Genomic DNA, 19,399 nt, shown 5'->3' on the forward strand with positions numbered 1-19,399 from the left:
CCCCTCCCGCGAGCCGGGCCGCCGTCGGCTGTGGGTCAGCGCACGCCGAGCAGGTGTTCCAGGGCGAGCTGGTTGAGCCGGGTGAAGTGGTAGCCGCGCGCGGCCGCCGCGTCGAGGTCGAACTCGTCGTTCAGGACGTCGTCGAACGTCTCGCCCGGGGCGAGCGTCGGCGTCGAGAGGTTTGGGACCCGCGACGCGGCGAGGGCCTCGACGACCTCCGGGTCGGCCCGGAACGCCGCCGACTTCTCCTTGAGGATCAGGTACGTCCGCATGTTCGCGGCCGCGGACACCCAGACGTCGGCAGCGTCCTCGGTGCGCAGCGGCTTGTAGTCGAAGTGCCGCGGGCCCTCGTAGCCGCCGTTCTCCAGCAGGTCGACCAGGAAGAACGCGCTCTTCAGGTCGCCGTGGCCGAAGATCAGGTCCTGGTCGTACTTCGGGCCGTGCTGGCCGTTGAGGTCGATGTGGAACAGCTTGCCCTGCCACAGCGCCTGCGAGATGCCGTGCACGAAGTTCAGCCCGGCCATCTGCTCGTGGCCGACCTCCGGGTTGAGCCCGAACAGCTCCGGCCGCGCGAGCTGCGAGATGAAGCCGAGCGCGTGCCCGATCGTCGGCAGCAGGATGTCACCGCGCGGCTCGTTCGGCTTGGGCTCCAGGGCGAACCGCAGGTTGTAGCCCTTCTCGACGACGTAGTCGGCGAGCAGGTCGAGGCCTTCCTTGTAGCGGTCCAGCGCCGCGCGGACGTCCTTCGCCGCGTCGGACTCGGCGCCTTCACGGCCGCCCCAGACGACGTAGGTCTCGACGCCCAGCTCGGCCGCCAGGTCGAGGTTGCGGCGCACCTTCCGCAGCGCGTACCGGCGGACGTCCCGGTCGTTGCTGGTCAGGCCGCCGTCCTTGAACACCGGGTGGGTGAACAGGTTCGTCGTGGCCATCGGGACCTTGAGGCCGGTCTCGGCGAGCGCCTTGCGGAAGCGCTCGATCGCCTTGTCGCGGTCCGGCTCGGTGGCCAGCAGGTCGTCGTCGTGGAAGGTCACGCCGTAGGCGCCCAGCTCGGCGAGCCGGTGCACGCTCTCGACCGGGTCCAGCGGCGCCCGCGTCGCGACGCCGAACGGGTCGTTGGCGGGCCAGCCCACGGTCCAGAGGCCGAAGGTGAACTTGTCGGCCGGCTGGGGAGCGTAGTCGCTCATGACTGTCCCTTCATTTAGTTCACGTTGTAGACTAAATATGCGCCGCGGGGGTCCCCGGCGTCAAGAGGCCGGGGTTACAGTGCTTCGCGGGAGGACACGATGACGCAGGCCGTGCGGCACGAGGAGATGCGCGCCCGCAACCTCGAGGTCGTGCTCGGCGCGGTCGGCCGCGGGGGCCCGCTGACCCGGGCCGCGCTCGCCGAGGTCACCGGCCTGACCAAGTCGACCGTCTCGAAGCTGGTCGGCGACCTGGTGGAGGCCGGCCTGCTCGCCGAGACGGGCCCCGCGCGGGCGGGCGAACGCGGGCGGCCCGGGGTCGAGGTCGTGCTGAGCGGGGCGCGGGTGGCGTCGCTGGGGCTGGAGATCAACGTCGACTACCTCGCGGTGCGCGTGCTCGACCTGACCGGCGCGGTCCGGGTCGCCGTGCGCCGCGACCGCGACAACCGCGGCGCCCGGCCCAAGAAGGTGCTGGGGGAGCTGCAGGAGCTGGCGTCGGAGGCTCTCGCCGAGGCCCACCGGCTGGGGCTGGAAGCGGCGGGCGCGGTGCTGGCGGTGTCCGGTCCGGTCGGCGACGGCGTGCTGTTCAGCGCCCCCAACCTCGGCTGGCAGGACGTCCGCCCGGCCGACCTGCTGCGCCTGCCGATCCCGGTCGAGCTGGACAACGAGGCGAACCTGGCGGCGCTGGGCGAGCTCTGGTACGGCGACGGCGAACGCGACTTCCTCTACGTGTCGGGGGAAATCGGCATCGGCGCGGGCTTGGTGGTCGGCGGCGTGCTGTATTCGGGCGCGACGGGCCTGGCCGGCGAGCTGGGGCACGTGGTGGTCGCCCCGGAGGGAGCGCCGTGCCGGTGTGGCGGCAGCGGCTGCCTGGAGACCTACGCCGGGCAGGAAGCCTTGCTGGCGGCGGGGAAGGCGGCCTCGGTCCCGGCGTTGCTGGCCGCTCTCGAGCGCGGCGACGAGACGGCGCTGGCGGCGTGCGCGGCGGCCGGGCGAGCGCTCGGCATCGCCTTGACGTCGGCGGTGAACCTGCTGGACCTCGACCGCATCGTGCTGGGCGGGGTGTTCACGCAGCTGTACCCGTGGCTGTCCGGGCCGGTGTCGGAGGTCTTGGCGAAGCGCCTGGGCGGCCTGCGCGGCACGCCCCCGTACCTGACCGCCTCCCGCCTGGGCGGCGACGCGGCCACGCTCGGGGCCGCGGGCCGGGTCATCCACCGCGTCCTCGCCGACCCGGCGCCCTTCGTCACCCGGGCGCAAGAGGCCTAGAAAGCCGTGAAGGCCGCCCCGAGCGAGGCGGCCTCCACGGACTTGAGAACTAGCTCACGGCGTTGATCTGCACCAGCGAGGTGCCGACCGTGACGCCCGTGTCGGTCTGCACGGTCAGCTGACCGCGCAGGGTCCGGCCCGCGGCCGGGGCACTCGCGGCCGTCACCGTCGCCGGCACGGTCCACGAGCTGCCCGACGCGCGCAGGGCGTTGGCGTCGTTCACCGCGACCGACCCGAAGGCCGGGTTGGTGAACACGTCGAGGTAGTCGTACTCCGTGGTGCCGGCCGGCACCGCGTAGCCGTCCACCAGCGCGACCCAGACACCAGCCGCCGGGTTGGGCACGGTCACCGACTCCTCCGAGTCACCGTCCGCGCTCACCGCCGCCTGCACGCAGGAGCCGGTCGTGCAGTTGTACAGCACCAGGTCGAGGTCGGCGCCGACGTCGGACGTCTTGCCGATCGTGACGGTCAGCGACTGCGAGCCGGCCGTCACCGGGATCTGGTACTGCTGCTGCGCGCCCTCGGCGATCGACGGCCGCTGCGTCTTCGCGCTGCCCAGCGTCGCCCCGGTCAGCTTGCCGGTGAACGCGCCGAGCGTGTTCTGCACGGTGTAGGACCGCGCGATCGGCGTGCCCACCGTGGCCGAGGCGATGGTGTCCGGGTTCGGCGAGATCGCCGTGCCCAGCACCGAAGCCGACAGCTTGTACGGCGCTTCGGCCACATCGGACGTCCGCCGTGCCTCGACGACGATCTCCCACACGCCCGGGAGCGGGTTGGCGATCGTCCGGCTGGTCGGCGTGCCGCCGGCGCAGCCCGCACCCGCGTCGGGCAGGTAGCACGCGGTCGTCGCGGTGCTGGCCTCGGCCGGGACACCGGTCGGGTCGTACCGCAGGAACCGCACCTGGCCCTTGCCCGGAGCGCCGGCGCCGGCGTCCAGGTCCACCTTCAGCGCGCTGGCGCCCTGCGGCACCCGCACGAAGTAGCTGGTCGCCTGGTTGCGGGCGGCCTTGCCCGTGTTCTCGACCTGGAAACCCTTGCCGGCGGCGAACTCCTGCGGCGCGAAGACCGTGTTCAGGGTCTGCACGTCGATGCCGATCGTGAGCGGGTTGTCCAGGTAGAGCAGCGCCGAGTGGACCCCGGTGCCCTTCGGGTTCACGTCCACCTTGAACGAAACCGGCGCGTTCAGCGGCAGGACCACCGTCGAACCGGAGGAGAACGTGCCGTCGTTGCCGACCCACCGCACGAAGTACGGCACCGGGTGCGCCGAGCCCGTGGTGCGGGTGATCGTGTACGTCCGGGTGTAGGCCTTGCCCGCGGTCACGCCCTCGCGGTCGTGGATGCCCACGCCCGTGTTCGGCTTGGCCAGCAGGCCCGACAGCGCGGTGTGCACCTCGACCGACGTCGAGACCGCGTCCGGCTTCGGGTTGAGCGACAGCGCGACGAACGCGGCCGGGACGTTGAACAGGCCCGCGCCCTGGGCGTACGCGCCGATGCCCGGCACGAACCGCGCGGTCGACTTGATCGCCGCGCGCAGCTGCGCCACCGGCGGGCGCTGGCCGTTGTGCGTCGCCTTGTACGCGCTCACCAGCAGAGCCGCCGCGCCGGTCGCCTGCGGCGCCGCCATCGACGTGCCCTGCAGCATCGCGTAGCCGGCGGGCAGGGTGTACGTACCGGCAACCGGGGTCGGCTGCTCCCATCGCGGGACGGTGGCGATGGCCGCGCCGGGCGCGATGATGTCCGGCTTGAACCCGCCGTCCTCACGCGGGCCGCGCGAGGAGAACGGGTGCATCGACTCGGGGTTCTTGGTGACCGAGCCGTAGTTCGACAGCCAGGTCTCCTTGGTGATGTACGAGCCGACCGAAATCGCGTCCGTGGCCACCGACGGGTCGCCGACCGTGTTCGCCCCGGCGCCGCTGTTGCCGGCCGAGATGAAGATCTGGACGTTGTACTCGGCGATCGTGCGGTTGTAGAGCTCCGCGCGGGCGTTGTTGCCGTCGTTGAGGGCCGGCAGGCCGCCGATCGAGATGTTGATGACGTCGGCGCCGTGGCTGGCCGCGTAGACGACGCCGTCGATCAGGCCGGACGACGTGCACCCGGCGCTGGTGAGGCACACCTTGACGGCCAGCACCTTCGCGCCCGGGGCGGCGCCGTCCATCTTGCCGCCGAACAGGTCGTTGCCGGCGGCGATGCCGGCGACGTGCGAACCGTGCTCCGCACCGGCGATGCCGATGCCGACGAAGCCCGGCTTGTCGGTCTGGACCACGAAGGCCATCCGCTCGGCGATGTCGGTCGCCGGGTTGTCGGTGCCGAAGAAGCCGACGTCGTACTTCTTGTTGTAGTCGGTCATCGGCTTCTCGTCGGTGAAGTCGCCGTTGCCGTTGAGGTCGACCCGGACCTCCTTGGTGGCGGGGTCGAGCAGCACGCCCCAGGAGTCGGCGCGGTCGCCGTCGCGGTTGAGGTCACCGCCGGTCTCGCTGTCCGCGGCGCCCAGGTCGCCGGCGGTCTCGCCGAAGAGGCCGAAGGTGTACGGGCCACCGGTCGCCGGGGCCGTCCAGGTGCGGCCGTTCGAGGTGAACGTGCCGGTGTAGGTCGCGCTGGACTGCTTGACCCAGGTGCCGTCGCCGGAGTTGGTGGCGTTGGCGTTGTACCAGTCGACGATCTTGCGTTCGCCGTGGCTGGTGGTGGCCAGCGCGGGGGAGTCGAGGTCGACGCCGGAGTCGAGCACCGCGACCGTGGTGTCCTTGCCGTCCCAGTTGGGCAGGACCTGGCCGAACTGCGCCGCGTAGGTGTCCCCGGTCGGCAGGTACGGGTTGACGCGCGGGGTGTTCTTGCCCGGCGCCGGCTGCGGCAGCGGGGTGGTCGCGCCGTCGGGCTTCGGGTCGTCGCGCACGATGAGCCCGTCGACGTCGACGGCGTTGACCGACTTGAGCTTCGCGGCCTTCTCCGCCTTGGCCGGCGGGATGCTGACCTTGACGTAGTCGAGCTTCGTGTCGGTGGACTGGACGACGCCGCCGAGGGCCTTGAGCTCGTTCACCGCGGTGCCGGTCTGGCCCTTTTCCGCCGCGATCAGCAGCGTGACGTCGGGCTTGCCGGCCTTCTCGGCTTCGGCGACGAGCGCGCGGTCGTGCTCGTCGAGGGTCTTGCCGTCGGCCGCGCCGCTGGTGGGCGGGGCCTGCTGGGCGGAGGCCACCGGGACGGCGACGCCGAGGACGGAGGCGCCGAGTGCGGTGGCGAGGACGGTGATCCCGGCCCGCCGTCTCCAGCGCGATCTGTGCTGTGTCACTGAAACGACCCTTCGTGAAGAGATGCGTACCGAGCAGTACACAGGGTGGGATCTTCGTCAGCAATCAGACAGTTAGCCCATAGACCGCAATTGGTTGCGAGCCAAATGGAGTAATCGACTGCCCGGTTAGGCGGTCACGGGAACGCCTGTCGAACGGCCAGCTTTCCCCATTGCTACATGCACGTATAGCGAGCTATATTCTCGTGTAGTCGACTACACGCACGTATAGGACTTCGATGAACGACCTCACCGCCCGGGCCCGGATCCGCGACGCCGCCATCAAGCTCTTCACCGAGCGCGGCATGGAGAAGACGTCGATCCTGGACATCGCCGAGGAAGCCGGCGTCTCCGGTGGCCTGATCCGCCACCACTTCGGCTCCAAGGACGGCCTGCGCGAAGCGTGTGACACGTACGTCTTCGACGAGCTGATGAAGTTCAAGGAGGAGGCGCTCGCCAAGGGGGAGGCGGATCCGGGCTTCGTCCCGACGTTCGACCCGCGCCAGCTGCTCTTCCGCCGGTACCTGGGCCGGGCGATGATCGACGGCTCCGCGGCCGCCGCCGCCCAGTTCACCGAGATCGTCGACGGCACCGAGCGCTGGTTCCGCGAGCAGGGCCTCGGCATGCCGGACCCGCGTGCCTGCGCGGCCGCCTTGGCCGCCATGACCGGCGGGATGATGATCCTGCAGGACCACGTCGCCCGCGCGCTCGGCGAGGAACCCGGTACCCACGAAGCGATGCTGCGCATGTCGCTGGCCGCCGGGTACCTGTTCACCCACCCGCTCGCCGCTCCCGAAGCACTGAAGAAGGCCAGTGAATCGCTGGCCGCGTACCGACGGAAGGGATGACGATGGCCGACGCGATCACCGCCGACGGCCTCACCAAGGCGTTCGGCCGGACGAAAGCCCTCGACGGGCTCAACCTGACCGTCCACACCGGCGAGGTGCACGGCTTCCTCGGGCCCAACGGTGCCGGGAAGACCACCACGATCCGCGTCCTGCTGGGGCTGATGCGCGCCGACGGCGGCCGCGCCACCCTGCTCGGCGGCGACCCCTGGACCGACGCCACCGAGCTGCACCGGCGGCTCGCGTACGTCCCGGGCGACGTCACGCTCTGGCCCAACCTCACCGGCGGCGAGGTGATCGACCTGCTCGGCCGGCTGCGCGGCGGTCTCGACACCGCTCGCCGCGCGGAACTGATCGAGCGGTTCGACCTCGACCCGCGCAAGAAGGGCCGGACCTACTCGAAGGGCAACCGGCAGAAGGTCGCGCTCGTCGCCGCGCTCGCGTCCGATGTGGAGCTGCTGGTCCTCGACGAACCGACGTCCGGGCTCGACCCGCTGATGGAGGAGGTGTTCCGGGAAGTCGTCGCGGAAGAACGCGAACGCGGCGACCGGACGGTGCTGCTGTCCTCGCACATCCTTTCCGAGGTCGAGGCGCTGTGCGACCGCGTCACGATCGTCCGGGCCGGCCGCACGGTCGAGTCGGGCACCCTGGACGAGCTGCGGCACCTGGGCCGGATCACCATCGACGCCTCCCTCGCGCGGGTCCCCGCGGACCTGGGCTCGCTGCCGGGCGTGCACGACTTGAGCTCGTACGGCTCCCACGTCCACCTGTCGGTGGACCAGACGGCGCTGGACGACGTGATGCGGCACCTCGCCGGGGCCGGGCTGCGGAGCCTGGTGAGCCGCCCGCCGACGCTCGAAGAGCTGTTCCTGCGCCACTACCGCCACGACGAACCGGTCGGAGTGGCGCGATGAGGGGCACCTGGGCGCTGCTGCGGCTGCTGCTGCGCCGCGACCGGCTGCTCATGCCGTTGTGGATCGCCGGTCTCGCGCTCGCGCCGGTCGGCTACCTGTCGTCGATCAAGGCGGCGTACCCGGATGCCGTGGCGCGGCAGCACTTCTACGACCTCAACGCCTCGAGCGCGACCTTCGTCGTGCGCAACGGCCCGTTGTACGGCTCGTCGCCGGGGAACCTGCTGGCCTGGCAGTGCGGGTTCGTGCCGGTGGTGGTGGGCCTGATCGCGGTGCTCACCGTGGTCCGGCACACCCGGACCGAGGAGGAGGCGGGACGTCGTGAGCTCACCGGCGCCACCGTCGTCGGCCGGCACGCGGGGCTGGCCGCCGCGGTGCTCGCCGCCTGCGGTGCGTGCCTGGTGTTCGGCCTGCTGACCGCGTTCGGCGTCGCCGCGCAGGGCGTGCCGTTCGCCGGCGCGCTCGCGCTGGGGCTCGGGTTTTCCTTGGCGGGCTGGGTGTTCGCCGGTGTCGGCGCCGTCGCGGCTCAGCTCACCTGGGGCGCGAGCGAGGCGCGGGGCATCGGGATCGGGGCGCTCGTGCTGGCGTTCCTGCTGCGCGCGGCCGGGGACAGCAGCGGCTCGGCGGGCTGGCTCGCGTGGCTGTCGCCGATCGGCTGGGCGCACCGGCTGCGGCCGTTCGCGGGGGAACAGTGGTGGGTGCTCGCGCTGGGCATCGCCGCGACGGCGTTGTTCGTGGTGGCGGCAGTGGCGTTGTCCGCCCGGCGTGACCTCGGCGCGGCGCTGCTGCCCGCACGGCTCGGGCGTTCCGAGGCGACGGCGTCCCTGCGCTCGCCGCTGGCCCTGGCCTGGCGGCTGCAGCGCGGGTCGCTGCTGGTCTGGACCGTCTGCCTGGGGCTCGTCGGGTTGCTGATGGGCGGGGTCGCGCAGAACGTGGCGGACCTGATGCGGGACAACCGGGCGGTCGCCGACGTGTTCTCGCGCATGGGCGGCGGTGGCGCGGTGATGGACGCGTACCTGGCCGGGACGATGACGCTGTTCGGCCTGGCGGCGGCGGGTCACGCGGTGCAGGCCACGCTGAAGCTGCGTGCGGAAGAAGCGGCGGGCCGGGCGGAACCGATCCTGGCGACGGCGGTCGGGCGCGTCGGCTGGGCCCTGGCCCACCTGGCGTTCGCCTTCTTCGGGCCGGCGTTCGTGCTGGTGGTCACCGGCTGGACGACGGGACTGGCGTACGGGAGCGGTTTCGGGCTGGTCCCGGCGGCACTGGCCCAGCTGCCCGCGGTCTGGGTGCTGACCGGGCTGGCGGCGTTGCTGATCGGCTTCCTGCCCCGGTTCGCGGCGGCGGCCTGGGGGCTGCTGGCGGCGTTCCTGTTGCTGTCGCTGGTGGGGACCGCGTTGCAGTGGAGTTCGCTGGTGCTCGGGATTTCGCCGTTCCAGCACCTGGCGAGGTTGCCGGGCGGGGCGTTCTCGCTCGCACCGGCGCTCTGGCTGGCCGCGATCGCCGCGGTGGCGGGCGCGGCCGGGCTGTTCGCGTTGCGGCGGCGGGACATGCCGGTCGGCTGAACCGGGCTTTGGCGGCAACCGAGGGAGTCGAACCCTGCGCGGCTTGTGAAGGCGGCGCTCCTGAACCGGCCCTGACCCTTCGGCGGGCGACGGCTGCCATCTGTTCCAACGCTAGGGGAATACCCGGTTGTTCCGCATCTCAAGCCGTGCTTCACCCGGACGGGTCCGGCTGGCAAGGTGGTCCGCATGGACGATCTCCTGCTGCGCCGCGTCCGGCCCGGCCTCGGCGGCGACCTCGCCGACGTCCGGGTGACCGACGGCCGGATCACGTCGATCACCGAGCCGGGTTCCACCGGGTTCGCCGCGCGGGTGGTCGACGGGCACGGCGGGACGCTGCTGCCGGGGCTGGTCGACGCGCACGTCCACGTGGTGCAGTGGGCGACGTTCCGGCGTCGCATCCCCCTCGACGCGGCGCGCTCGGCGGGGGAGGCGATCGAGCTGCTGCTCGCGCACCTGCTGGCGACCCCGGCGCCGCAGACGGAACTCGTCGTGGGCGCCGGTTTCCGCGACGGGCTCTGGCCGGACAAGCCGCACAAGGACCTGCTGCAGCGCGCGCTGCCCGGGCGCGCGGTCGCGTTGTTCAGCGCGGACCTGCACACGCTGTGGCTGAGCCCGGCGGCGCTGAAGCTGATCGGCCGCGACCACCCGACGGGCGTCCTGCTGGAGGGCGACTGCATGAGCGCCACGGCCCAGCTCCCCACGGCGGCGATCGACGTCCAGGACCGGTGGGTGGCGGAAGCGGTGGCCGCGGCGGCCGCGCGGGGGGTGACGCAGATCGTCGACTACGAATACGCGGACACCGTGGCGGACTGGACCCGCCGCGGTACCCCGGCGGCCCGGATCTCGTGCGTCATCGCGAAACACCTCCTGGACCAGACCATCGAGCGCGGCCACCGCACCGGCGACGTCCTCCCGGACTCCGGCGGGCGGCTGACGGTCGGGCCGTTCAAGCTGTTCGTGGACGGTTCCCTCAACACGCGCACGGCCTACTGCCACGACCCGTACCCCGGCGTGGATACACCCGGCTCGCTGGAACTGCCGCCGGACGAACTGATCCCGTTGATGCAGCGGGCGTTCGACCACGGGCTGCTCCCGGCGGTGCACGCCATCGGGGACCGGGCGAACACGATCGCGCTGGACGCCTTCGAGGCGGTCGGCTGCCCGGGCCGCATCGAACACGCCCAGCTGCTCTCCCCGTCCGACGTTCCCCGCTTCGCTGCCCTGGGCGTGATCGCGGCGGTCCAGCCGGCGCACCAGCCGGACGACCGCGACGTCGCCGACCGCCACTGGCACGGGCGGACCGAGCGGGCGTTCCCGTACCGGTCGCTGCTGGAGTCGGGCGCCCGCCTGGAGTTCGGTTCGGACGCCCCGGTGGCGCCCCTGGACCCCTGGGACGGCATCGCCTCGGCGATCTCCCGCACGGACGACGACCGCCCGCCGTGGCACCCGGAGCAGGCGATCCCGTTCGCCGACGCCCTGGCGGCGTCCTCCGGCGGCCGTCGCGGAGTGGCGGTGGGCGACCTCGCGGACCTGATGGTGACGGCCACCGACCCGGCGACGCTGTCCCCGGCGGACCTGCGTGCCCTCCCGGTGACGGCGACGATCGTCGACGGGCACGTCACGTACCAGGTCTGACCTCCGCGTGAGCGTGCAGCATCCGGCTACCCTCCGACGCGGTGCCCCGCGGAGCCGATGAACGTCCGCCAGGGGGTGACCTGGTCGATGTGCACGACGGCGTCGAACGCGGCGAGCGGGTTCACCAGCTGCTTGTACGGGCCCTGCCGGGTGCCGTCGATCTCGGCGAAGCGGCGGGCCACCTCACCCTCGCCGGGGACTTCGCGCAGGTCGAGCAGGGCGAGCGGCGCACCGGCACTGGAGAGCACGACGTCCAGATCGGTCGGGTCGGTGCCGGGGGCGACGTCCTCGTAGAACACCTCGGTGTGGCCGGGCGGCCCGTCCGGCAGCGGCCGGTGGCTGAACACGCGGCCGCCGTTGCAGGTGGTGGCGATGACCACCATCCGGTCGCCGAGCGAGCGGGCCAGGTGCTGGCCGAGCATCACCTGTTCCTCGTTGATGATCGGCGGCACGCGGTACGGCCAGCGCTGCAGGTGCCCGTTCGCCGCCCCGACGACGACGCGGTCCTCCCGGGCGAGGATCCACTCGACGTTGTCGGCCATCGCCGCGTCCCGGACGTTGGCGCCCCGGTAGGTGCGCCCCGGCGCGGCGGCCATGTTCGCCAGGAAGGCGTCCGCGTACCGGGCGGTGACCGCGCACTGCAACGCGATGTCGGCCCGTGCTGCGTCCACAGTGGAGTAGGGGACGCGCAGGGCGCGGAGGCGTTCGGTCAGCTCGCCGATCCGGACGGTCAGCTCGTGGCGGTGGGCGGTGCCCAGCGCCAGGTAGGCCTGGATCGCCGGCGCGGCCCAGGCCAGTCCGGTCCGGTCGGCCGGCAGGTAGCCGAACAGCGGCAGCAGGTTCTTGCGAGCCGCCGCGGCGTAGTCCGGGTCGGCTTCGTCCAGGAACGCCAAGGCGGCGGTGACCCCGGGCCGGGCGGACGCGCTGGAGTCCGGGATGTCCATGCCGTAGAAGCGGATCTTGCGGTCGTGGGTGCGGTTGTGCTCGCGCATCCACCGCAGCTGGTCACGCATCTCCGCGCACTGGCCCATGTGGTAGGTGATCCCGGTGCGCAGGAGCCGGTCCAGGTCACCGTCGCCGCCGAGCACCCAGTCGTGCACCGCCCAGCCTTCCGGGAAACCGGACTCCATCGCGAACCCGGTGAACCCCAGTTCCTCGGCCAGGAACCGGGTCACCAGGTGGCGGAGCTGGTAGAACTCGTGCACCCGGTGCGTGCTCTCGCCGATGGCGACGACCCGGGCGTCGCCGACGATGTCGCGCAACGGCTCGAGCCCGGCGTAGCCCGCTTCCGGCTCGAGCGTCCGCAGGCGCACGATGTTCTCCCGGAGCCAGCCGGTGATGTCGACGTCCATTCACCCGTCCTTCTCGTCTTCGCCCGCGGCGCGGGCTTTGCGCAGGTAATCCACGACTTCGGCGGCGCCGCCCGGCCCGGACCAGCCGAGCCGCTCGTCGAGCTCCCGGCCCAGCCCGGCGCGGTTGTCCTCCCACAGCGCCGTGGTCGCCGCCTCGAACGAGCGGTCGCCGGGGTGGAACGCGGCCGCCGTCGCCCGCCAGCGCGCGACCAGTTCCTGCACGGCCGGGTCGTCGACCGGAGTCCCGTCGAGCAGGTGCTGCCGAAGCCGGCCGAACAGCGCGAGCCATTCGGTCTTCAGCGTCTCGATCGCGCCGCTGCCCAGCTGCGCGGCCCGTCCGGTGATCGTCGCGAGCTGGGTGGCGGACAGGTAGCGGCCGGCGTCGACGGACATCGGTTCCAGGGCGGCGAGGAACTGCTCCGGGCCCGGCATGGCGTCCTCGGCCAGCCGGGCGAGCAGGCCCCGGAGCCGCCGGGCCGACTCCTCGATGCGCGCGGCCCTGGCCTCCAGGTCGGCGAGCTGCGCGGTCAGCAGGCCACGCAGCCCACCGGGGTCGTCCGTCGCGTTCCGCAGGACGGCGGCCACCTCGTCCAGGGAAAGCCCCAGCCCGCACAGGGTCCGGACCCGGTAGAGCCGGCGCACGTCCGCCTCGAGGTACCGCCGGTGCCCGGCCGGCGTCCGTTCGCCGGGGGAGACCAGGCCGATCCGGTCGTAGTGGTGCAACGTGCGGACCGTGACGCCGCCGGCCTTCGCCAGCTGGCCGATGCTCCACCTGCGTTCGCTCACGCCTCGACCGTAGAACCTGACGCAACGTCAGCTTCAAGCTTTCCGGGGGTTGATTTGTCCACCGGACAACGGAAAAGATCCCACCGTGCATGTGACAACGTTGTCAGGAGGACACGGATGAGAGCGCGGACACGCGTCCTGGCCACTTTGCTCGCCGGGGCCACCACCATGGCCCTCGCGACCCCCGCCGAGGCGGGCGTGCGGTTCGCCGACGACCCCACCACGCTCGTCGACACCTCGATCGGCAACAACGGGGACGGCACCACCTTCCCGGGCGCCACCACCCCCTTCGGGATGGTGCAGCTGTCCCCGGACACGCAGCTCAAGAAGTACGCGTCCTACGACTACGCGCAGGACACCACGCTCGGCTTCAGCCACACCCACCTCTCCGGCGTCGGCTGCCAGACGATGGGCAACTTCCGGTTCATGCCCACCACTGGCGCCGTCACCAGCAGCGATCCCGCGAAGTACGGCGCGAAGTTCAGTCACGCCGACGAGACCCGGCAGCCGGGGTACTACGGCGTCAAGCTCGCCAACGGCATCGACGCCGAGCTGACCGCCACCCAGCGCACGGGCCAGCACCGCTACACCTTCCCCGACGGGGCGGCCAGCGAAAACGTCCTCATCGAGGTCGGCGAGAGCAACGGCTACACCTATGCCGGCGACGTCCACGTCGTCGGGGACGACACCGTCGAGGGCTGGCTGCAGGGCGGCAACTTCTGCTGGGAAACGCAGAAGGAGCGGTACAAGGTCTTCTTCAGCGCCAAGTTCGACCGGAAGTTCACCGGCTTCGGCACCTGGACCGACGGCAAGCTGACGCCGAACCAGCGGGACGCGAAGCTCGGCAGCCAGCGCACCGGCGCCTGGCTCACCTTCGGCACCGAGAAGAACCAGGTCGGTGCCTCGGTCGGGCTGTCCTACACCTCGATCGACGGCGCCCGGCTCAACCGCGGCGCCGAGCAGCCCAAGTCGTTCGACAAGGCGCGGAAAGCCGCCCACGACACGTGGGAAGCCGAGCTGGACCGGATGCGCGTCGCCGGCGGGACGACCGCCGACCAGCGCACGTACTACAGCGCGCTGTACCGGTCGCTGCTGCACCCGTCCGTCGGGTCCGATGTGGACGGTTCGTACCGCGGCTTCGACGACCGGGTCCACCGCAGCCCCGACACGTATTACCAGATGTTCTCGCTGTGGGACACCTACCGCTCGCAGAACCAGCTGGTGGCGCTATTGCACCCGGACAAGGCGGCGGACATGACCAAGTCCGTCCTCAAGATCTACCAGGACGGCGGCTGGGTGCCGCGCTGGGCGCTGGCCGGCGGCGAGACGAACGTGATGAGCGGCGACCCCGTCACGCCGTGGGTGGTCGACAACTACCGCCGCGGGCTCCTCGACGACAAGACCGCGCGCCGGCTCTTCGACGCGTTGTGGCGCAACGCCAACGAAGTCCCGGCGGACCAGTCGATCTTCCGCGGCCGCGACGGCAACCCGACGTACGTGCGGAACGGCTGGATCGGCTACCAGGACCTGCCGGGCTACACCTACGGCGACACGCGCCAGGCCGGCTCGGCGACCCTCGAGTACGCCCTCGCCGACTGCGCGCTGTCGACCATGGCTTCCGGCCTGGGCTACCGCGACAAGGCAGCGACCCTTTCCGCGCGCTGCGGCAACTTCGCGAAGCTGTGGGACACCGGCGTCGAATCCCACGGGTTCACGGGCTTCCCCCGCACGCGCGCGGCGGACGGCACCGGCGTCGGCGACCCGGATCCCGCCCAGTCGACCGGCTTCCACGAGGGAACGCCGTGGCAGTACCAGTGGCTCGCCCAGCAGGACACGGCGCAGCTGTTCGCCTTGATGGGTGGCCCGGCCCAGGCGGAGAAGCGGCTCGACACGTTCTTCGACCTGCCGCTGCTGCTGACCGACCCGGCGAAGGCGGCCAAGGACTCCTGGGTCCACGGCGCGTACGACTACCACAACAACTTCGCGTTCAACCCGAACAACGAACCGGACCTGCACGCACCGTGGATGTACAGCTGGACCGGTGCGCCGTGGAAGACCTCGGCGGTGCTGCGCGCGGCGCGGACGTTGTTCACGGACACGCCGTACGGCATGCCGGGCAACGACGACCTCGGCACGATCTCGTCGTGGCTCGTCTTCGGCATGGCGGGCGTGTTCGAAGCCCAGCCGGGTTCCGGGACGTACCTGTTGAGCACGCCGATGTTCGAGAAGGTGGAGATCCGGCCGGCCGGCGGCCGCAAGATCGAGATCTCGGCGCCCGGTGCCGCCGCGGGGAAGCTGCAGTACACAAAGGACGTCCGGATCGGGCACCGCGGGTACGAGCGGAGCTGGATCTCGCACGCGGACTTGCTGCGGGCGGGCAGGATCGAGTTCCGGCTGAGTGACACGCCGACGGCTTGGGGGACCGCCTCGGCGCCGCCCGCGATGTAGGGCGAACCACCCTTCGGTGCGTTGGTGTCCGCCGGAGCGGACAGTTTTACTGGACACATGTTGAGGTGGCAGCAAGCGGAGGGGAAGCGCCACGCGCTCAACGGGCCGTTCCCTCCGCGTCCGGATGAACAGTTCGTGGCTCTGTGCGGGCAAGAAGTGACCGTCGCGGTGAAGGACGTGCCGCAGCTCGGTGGTCATTGGTTCGACCCGACCTGCGCCGAATGCGAGGCGGCGTGGCTGGCGCGGTGCTGAACGACGCCGACCGGGACCGGCGGTTGCTGGAGCGCATCCGCGACCTGCACGCGTCGCTCGTCCCGGATGTGGCGTGGCTGGCCAGGACCGTCGGAGAGGAGGCACCGCGCCCCGACATCCTCCGCGATCTCGGGGAGCGGCTCGCCGACCTCGGCGCGGACCTGATCGCCCGCGCCGACGAGATCGACGCCGACGTGCGGGCCGGCCTCCCGCACGACGGCTGGCTCCCCGAAGCGGGCGCACGGCGGCGCGAAGTGGCCGTCGCCCACCAGGTCGGCCCGCACCCCCTCCGGTGCGGGCCGATCTACCTGGCCATCTGCGGCGCGGCCTGCTACCCGTTCTACGGGACGGACCCGGCCGGCCGGACAGCCCGGCACGAACGGTGCGAAAAGTGCCTCAGCTCGTGAGCAACGCCGTTAGCCGAGCCCGGTAGCGCGGGGGCCGGGAACCGCTCGAGCAGCCAGGTTTCGCGCAGCTCGCGTTCGCCATGTTCCCGATCGAGAGTTCCCAGATATCGGGGCAGCCCTCTGCTCTGGCGTCCGGTGTCCCCGGGTGCGGACCCCCAGTGGTTGCGGCAGAGTGTGGGGGAGGAGGCACGATGTCCGAGACGAACACGACGGCGACCGAGAAGTTCTTCCGCATCGCGATCGCGATCAAGGGCCTCGACGGCGCGCTGCAGGTCGTCGGAGCCCTGATCCTGGCGTTCATCCCGGCCTCGACGGTCAGCGGGTTCACCCACGCGGTCATCACCCGCGACCTGCTGGGCGACCCCTCGGGCACCCTGGCCCGCCACCTCGAGTCGGCGACGGAGAACTTCCTCCACGGCGACACGAAGACGTTCGCCGTCGCGTACCTGCTGGCTCACGGCCTGATCAAGCTTGGCCTGGTGTGGGCTCTGGCCCGCAAGATCGTCCGCGCGTACCCCGTGGCGGCGGTCATCCTTGCCGCATTCGTCGTCTATGAGATCTTTCGCGCCGTGCACACGCATTCGATCGCGCTGCCGTTCTTCGCCGCACTCGATGTGGTGATCATCGTGCTGGTGCTGCGGGAATACCGGCAGCTCAGGCGCGCCACCTAGGGCTCACGCGGCGACGGGAAATCGCACCGTCGTGCTGTCGACCTCCGACGGCTCGACGTAGAGGGCGGTCGCGTTGTCCGAGCCGCCCCGGGCCAGCGCGGCTTCCACCAGTTCCGCCGCGCCCGTGCCCGGCTGGGCCAGCACCGCCCGGATGCCGCTGCCGGTCAGCGGCTTGTGGACGCCGTCGCTCGTCAGCAGCAGGCCCGCTCCCGGCGTCTCCGCCGTGCCGATCTCGTGGGCTTCCGCGGTGCGGACGCTCGTCGTCACGACGTGCTCCATCCTCGGCGTCACCGGCTGGTGGCGGGCGCGGAAGAACTCGGCGAGCGTGTGGTCGGTCGTCAAGCGGCTCAGCGTGGTGCCGTCCCAGGCGTACGCGCGGGCGTCGCCGACCCAGGCGATGCGGTAGCCACCGCGCTCGGCTGGCATGGCGACCACCAGCACGGCGTCCCCGAGCGTCTGCTCGCGCACCGCGCGCTGAGCAGCCAGCACCGCCTCGACCGGTCCTTTGTGGACTGGCGTGCGCGCGGCGGCCGCGGCGGCGATGCGGGCGGCCCGCGCGGCGGCGGGATCATCCCCGACGCCGTCGGCGAGGGCGAACGCGATGCCGGGCCCGCCGGCCGCGGCGTACGCCCCGACGGCGTCGGCGTTGAGTGAGCGCGGCCCCTGCGCGCTCGCGGTGTGCCAGCGTGGGTAACCCGGACGGGTGGTGATCATCGCGGCCTCCTCATCCCCTCTGACCTCCATGATCCGCGCTCAACCTAAGGACCGGCTGAGACTTTCCGCGTACCTTGGGAAGGGGGTGGGGATGGAGTTCCGGATTCTCGGGCCGCTGGCGGTGTCGCGCGCCGACGGCCGCCCGGCCGCGCTCGGCGGGCGCAAGCCGCGCACGCTGCTGGCCGCGTTGCTGCTGGCCCGCGGCCGCGTGGTACCCGACGAGCGGCTGGTTTCGCTGCTGTGGGACGGCGATCGGCCGTCGACGGTCGACGCGCAGGTCTGCACGTACGTCTCCCGCTTGCGCAAAGCCCTCGGACGCCCGGCGCGGCTCGTCCGCACCGGCGGCGGCTACCTGCTGACGCCGGGCGGGACCGTCGACGCCGAGGAGTTCTCGCGGCTGGCGTACCTGGGGCACGACGAGCTGCGCGCGGCCCGCCCGGCCCGCGCGGCGGGCGTGTTCCGCGCCGCACTGGAGCTCTGGCGCGGTCCGGTGCTCGCCGACATCGCCGAACCGCTCCGCGCAGGCGAGGCGGCGCGGTTCGACGAGCTGCGGCTGGCGGCGCTGGAGGGCCGTATCGAAGCCGAAATCGCGTCGGGCGACCACCTGCGCGCGGTGCCCGACGCGACCGCGCTCGTCCTCGAACACCCGCTGCGGGAACGCGCCCGCGCCCTGCTGATGACGGCGCTCTGCGCGAGCGGCCGGCCGGCGGACGCGGTGACGGTGTACCACCAGGGCCGCCGCCTCCTCGACGAGCGGCTCGGCGTCGGCCCGGGCCCCGCGCTGCGGGCGGCGTACCAGCGGGTGCTGGACGCTCAGGCGGGGTAGGGCGACGACTGGAAGTCGTGGTCGAGCTGGGCGGGCGAGCGCGGCAGCCAGTGCCGGGCCAGCGCGCGGACCTGTTCGCGCGGCAGGCCCGGGTTGACGTGGCGGTGGTCGGGTTTCGCGATGGACTGCAGTGCCCAGGCGAAGCCGATCATCGGGTCGATCCGCACCCACCGGTGCCGTTCGATGCCGAGGACCGTCTGGGCGCGCAGGACCGCGTGCCAGAAGTGGTAGCTGCCCGGCGGGTTCCCGTTCATCGTGTGCACTTCCGACTCTTCCGGCGCCCGCCGCGGGTCGTAGAGGACGCCTTGGCCGAAGTCGGCGAACGCCTTGACGAGACCGGCTTCGTCGCCGCGGTAGAAGCGGTCGAAGTTGTCGAGCTGCAGGGTGGAGAGCGTCCTGAGCGCCGGTTCGACGGGCTTGGCGAATTCGGCGTAGTTCTTCGGGTAGGCCGGTTCTCGGCTCAGGTCGCGCCACTTCTCGTACAGCCCCTCCGGCGCGTGCGCCAGCAGGTGGTCGGAGAGCGCGGTGTAGGCGTCGGTGACGGCCTGGGACGGGTGGTAGAGCGCGATTTCGTCGAGCTGGTACCAGAGTTCGTTGGCCCGGCGGTCCCCGAGCATCCCGGGAACGGGCGGCAACCCGGTATCGGCCAGCGCGGTACCGGTGGTGGCCGAGGCGAGAGCAACACCGGCCACGGTGGCGGCCCCGGCTTTGAGCAGACTACGGCGATCCATGCGTACCCCCTTGCCGCGACGGCCCCCTGCCGCCGGTTGCTGCCAAGGTACGGAAGATTTCTATACTTTCTCTGTACGATCGCTTCCGTGGACGATCACCGCGCGCTGGAGAACCTGGTCTTTGGGTACGCGACGCTGGTCGACGCGGGCGACTTCGCGGGAGTCGGCGAGTTGTTCGCATCGGGCACGTTCGCGGGCAGCAGCGGCGAGCTGCGGGGCGCCGCGGAGGTCGAGCGGATGCTGCGCGAGACGGTGATCGTGTACGAGGACGGGACGCCACGCACGAAGCACGTGACGACGAACCTGTCGCTCGAGGTGTCGGGCGACACGGCGACGGGGCGCGCATACTTCACGGTGCTGCAGGCGGTCCCCGGGTTCCCGCTGCAGACGATCGCGGCGGGCCGCTATGAGGACCGCTTCACCCGAGACGAGAGCGGCTGGCGCTTCACGGAACGCCGGGCAACGGTCGACCTCATCGGCGACGTCAGCCACCACCTGCGTGCGAAGGGGCCGTGAGCGGCCCCTTCGCACG

17 protein-coding genes are annotated in these 19,399 nt (G+C 71.8%); 11 read left to right on the forward strand and 6 right to left on the reverse strand.

From position 1 onward, the window contains the following. Positions 1–35 precede the first annotated feature (35 nt). Positions 36–1,184 (reverse strand): xylose isomerase, encoded by a 1,149-nt coding sequence (gene xylA / locus H5965_RS23095; protein WP_310972223.1) that lies wholly within the window; start codon positions 1,182–1,184, stop codon positions 36–38. 99 nt (positions 1,185–1,283) lie between these two features. Between xylA and H5965_RS23100 the strand changes: the two genes are divergently transcribed. Next, positions 1,284–2,447 carry an ROK family transcriptional regulator gene (locus H5965_RS23100; RefSeq protein WP_310972224.1) on the forward strand — a complete coding sequence of 388 codons (1,164 nt, stop codon included), beginning with the start codon at positions 1,284–1,286 and terminating at the stop codon, positions 2,445–2,447. A gap of 49 nt (positions 2,448–2,496) precedes the next feature. Here the strand turns inward: H5965_RS23100 and H5965_RS23105 are convergent, their stop codons facing one another. Then, a complete protein-coding gene (locus H5965_RS23105) occupies positions 2,497–5,730 on the reverse strand; it encodes a S8 family serine peptidase (RefSeq protein WP_310972225.1) in 3,234 nt (1,077 codons plus the stop codon). Between the two features lie 236 nt (positions 5,731–5,966). Between H5965_RS23105 and H5965_RS23110 the strand changes: the two genes are divergently transcribed. The 4 genes from H5965_RS23110 to H5965_RS23125 all read left to right on the forward strand — a co-directional run bounded on the left by H5965_RS23110 (position 5,967) and on the right by H5965_RS23125 (position 10,680). Then, complete coding sequence (locus tag H5965_RS23110) at positions 5,967–6,575, forward strand: helix-turn-helix domain-containing protein (protein WP_310972227.1); 609 nt, start codon at positions 5,967–5,969, stop codon at positions 6,573–6,575. A gap of 2 nt (positions 6,576–6,577) precedes the next feature. Continuing rightward, complete coding sequence (locus H5965_RS23115) at positions 6,578–7,486, forward strand: ABC transporter ATP-binding protein (RefSeq protein WP_310972229.1); 909 nt, start codon at positions 6,578–6,580, stop codon at positions 7,484–7,486. Further along, complete coding sequence (locus tag H5965_RS23120) at positions 7,483–9,045, forward strand: ABC transporter permease (protein ID WP_310972230.1); 1,563 nt, start codon at positions 7,483–7,485, stop codon at positions 9,043–9,045. Before H5965_RS23115 ends, H5965_RS23120 begins: the two co-directional genes overlap by 4 nt. Positions 9,046–9,231: 186 nt before the next feature. Then, positions 9,232–10,680 carry an amidohydrolase family protein gene (locus H5965_RS23125; RefSeq protein WP_310972231.1) on the forward strand — a complete coding sequence of 483 codons (1,449 nt, stop codon included), beginning with the start codon at positions 9,232–9,234 and terminating at the stop codon, positions 10,678–10,680. 26 nt (positions 10,681–10,706) lie between these two features. On the opposite strand, the gene H5965_RS23130 is transcribed toward H5965_RS23125, so the two are convergent. Both H5965_RS23130 and H5965_RS23135 read right to left on the reverse strand, forming a co-directional pair. Further along, entirely contained in the window at positions 10,707–12,032 is a 1,326-nt protein-coding gene (locus H5965_RS23130) for an erythromycin esterase family protein (protein ID WP_310972232.1), read from the reverse strand. Beyond that, on the reverse strand, positions 12,033–12,818 hold the full coding sequence (locus H5965_RS23135) for a MerR family transcriptional regulator (protein ID WP_310972233.1): 786 nt from the start codon (positions 12,816–12,818) through the stop codon (positions 12,033–12,035). Positions 12,819–12,935: 117 nt separating this feature from the next. Between H5965_RS23135 and H5965_RS23140 the strand changes: the two genes are divergently transcribed. From H5965_RS23140 to H5965_RS23155, 4 genes are all read left to right on the forward strand, one after another. Continuing rightward, on the forward strand, positions 12,936–15,266 hold the full coding sequence (locus H5965_RS23140; protein ID WP_310972235.1) for a GH92 family glycosyl hydrolase: 2,331 nt from the start codon (positions 12,936–12,938) through the stop codon (positions 15,264–15,266). A 57-nt stretch (positions 15,267–15,323) separates the two neighbouring features. Further along, positions 15,324–15,518, forward strand: a complete 195-nt coding sequence (locus H5965_RS23145; protein WP_310972237.1) for a zinc finger protein — start codon at positions 15,324–15,326, stop codon at positions 15,516–15,518. Further along, positions 15,500–15,925 (forward strand): hypothetical protein, encoded by a 426-nt coding sequence (locus tag H5965_RS23150; RefSeq protein WP_310972239.1) that lies wholly within the window; start codon positions 15,500–15,502, stop codon positions 15,923–15,925. Before H5965_RS23145 ends, H5965_RS23150 begins: the two co-directional genes overlap by 19 nt. Before the next feature lie 191 nt (positions 15,926–16,116). Further along, positions 16,117–16,596, forward strand: a complete 480-nt coding sequence (locus H5965_RS23155; RefSeq protein WP_310972240.1) for a DUF2127 domain-containing protein — start codon at positions 16,117–16,119, stop codon at positions 16,594–16,596. Positions 16,597–16,599: 3 nt separating this feature from the next. Here H5965_RS23155 and H5965_RS23160 read toward each other — a convergent pair whose 3' ends face one another. Next, a complete protein-coding gene (locus tag H5965_RS23160) occupies positions 16,600–17,310 on the reverse strand; it encodes a serine/threonine protein phosphatase (RefSeq protein WP_310972241.1) in 711 nt (236 codons plus the stop codon). 91 nt (positions 17,311–17,401) lie between these two features. On the opposite strand from H5965_RS23160, the gene H5965_RS23165 reads away from it, so the two are divergent. Beyond that, a complete protein-coding gene (locus H5965_RS23165; RefSeq protein ID WP_310972242.1) occupies positions 17,402–18,136 on the forward strand; it encodes an AfsR/SARP family transcriptional regulator in 735 nt (244 codons plus the stop codon). On the opposite strand, the gene H5965_RS23170 is transcribed toward H5965_RS23165, so the two are convergent. Further along, positions 18,124–18,867, reverse strand: coding sequence for a hypothetical protein (locus H5965_RS23170; protein ID WP_310972243.1), 744 nt, complete (start codon positions 18,865–18,867; stop codon positions 18,124–18,126). The two genes, H5965_RS23165 and H5965_RS23170, sit on opposite strands and share 13 nt — an antisense overlap. Positions 18,868–18,954: 87 nt before the next feature. Between H5965_RS23170 and H5965_RS23175 the strand changes: the two genes are divergently transcribed. Further along, complete coding sequence (locus H5965_RS23175; RefSeq protein WP_310972245.1) at positions 18,955–19,383, forward strand: nuclear transport factor 2 family protein; 429 nt, start codon at positions 18,955–18,957, stop codon at positions 19,381–19,383. The last annotated feature ends 16 nt before the right edge of the window (positions 19,384–19,399 follow it).

This window comes from Amycolatopsis sp. 505 (genome assembly GCF_031625235.1).
Lineage (GTDB): Bacteria > Actinomycetota > Actinomycetes > Mycobacteriales > Pseudonocardiaceae > Amycolatopsis.

Excerpts from the sequence above, each read along its gene's own strand:
- H5965_RS23170 (WP_310972243.1), bottom strand. The coding sequence starts at position 18,867 with ATGGATCGCCGTAGTCTGCTCAAAGCCGGGGCCGCCACCGTGGCCGGT.
- xylA (WP_310972223.1), bottom strand. The coding sequence starts at position 1,184 with ATGAGCGACTACGCTCCCCAGCCGGCCGACAAGTTCACCTTCGGCCTC.
- H5965_RS23120 (WP_310972230.1), top strand. The coding sequence starts at position 7,483 with ATGAGGGGCACCTGGGCGCTGCTGCGGCTGCTGCTGCGCCGCGACCGG.
- H5965_RS23130 (WP_310972232.1), bottom strand. The coding sequence starts at position 12,032 with ATGGACGTCGACATCACCGGCTGGCTCCGGGAGAACATCGTGCGCCTG.
- H5965_RS23100 (WP_310972224.1), top strand. The coding sequence starts at position 1,284 with ATGACGCAGGCCGTGCGGCACGAGGAGATGCGCGCCCGCAACCTCGAG.
- H5965_RS23145 (WP_310972237.1), top strand. The coding sequence starts at position 15,324 with ATGTTGAGGTGGCAGCAAGCGGAGGGGAAGCGCCACGCGCTCAACGGG.
- H5965_RS23165 (WP_310972242.1), top strand. The coding sequence starts at position 17,402 with ATGGAGTTCCGGATTCTCGGGCCGCTGGCGGTGTCGCGCGCCGACGGC.
- H5965_RS23155 (WP_310972240.1), top strand. The coding sequence starts at position 16,117 with ATGTCCGAGACGAACACGACGGCGACCGAGAAGTTCTTCCGCATCGCG.
- H5965_RS23115 (WP_310972229.1), top strand. The coding sequence starts at position 6,578 with ATGGCCGACGCGATCACCGCCGACGGCCTCACCAAGGCGTTCGGCCGG.
- H5965_RS23110 (WP_310972227.1), top strand. The coding sequence starts at position 5,967 with ATGAACGACCTCACCGCCCGGGCCCGGATCCGCGACGCCGCCATCAAG.
- H5965_RS23140 (WP_310972235.1), top strand. The coding sequence starts at position 12,936 with ATGAGAGCGCGGACACGCGTCCTGGCCACTTTGCTCGCCGGGGCCACC.
- H5965_RS23125 (WP_310972231.1), top strand. The coding sequence starts at position 9,232 with ATGGACGATCTCCTGCTGCGCCGCGTCCGGCCCGGCCTCGGCGGCGAC.
- H5965_RS23160 (WP_310972241.1), bottom strand. The coding sequence starts at position 17,310 with ATGATCACCACCCGTCCGGGTTACCCACGCTGGCACACCGCGAGCGCG.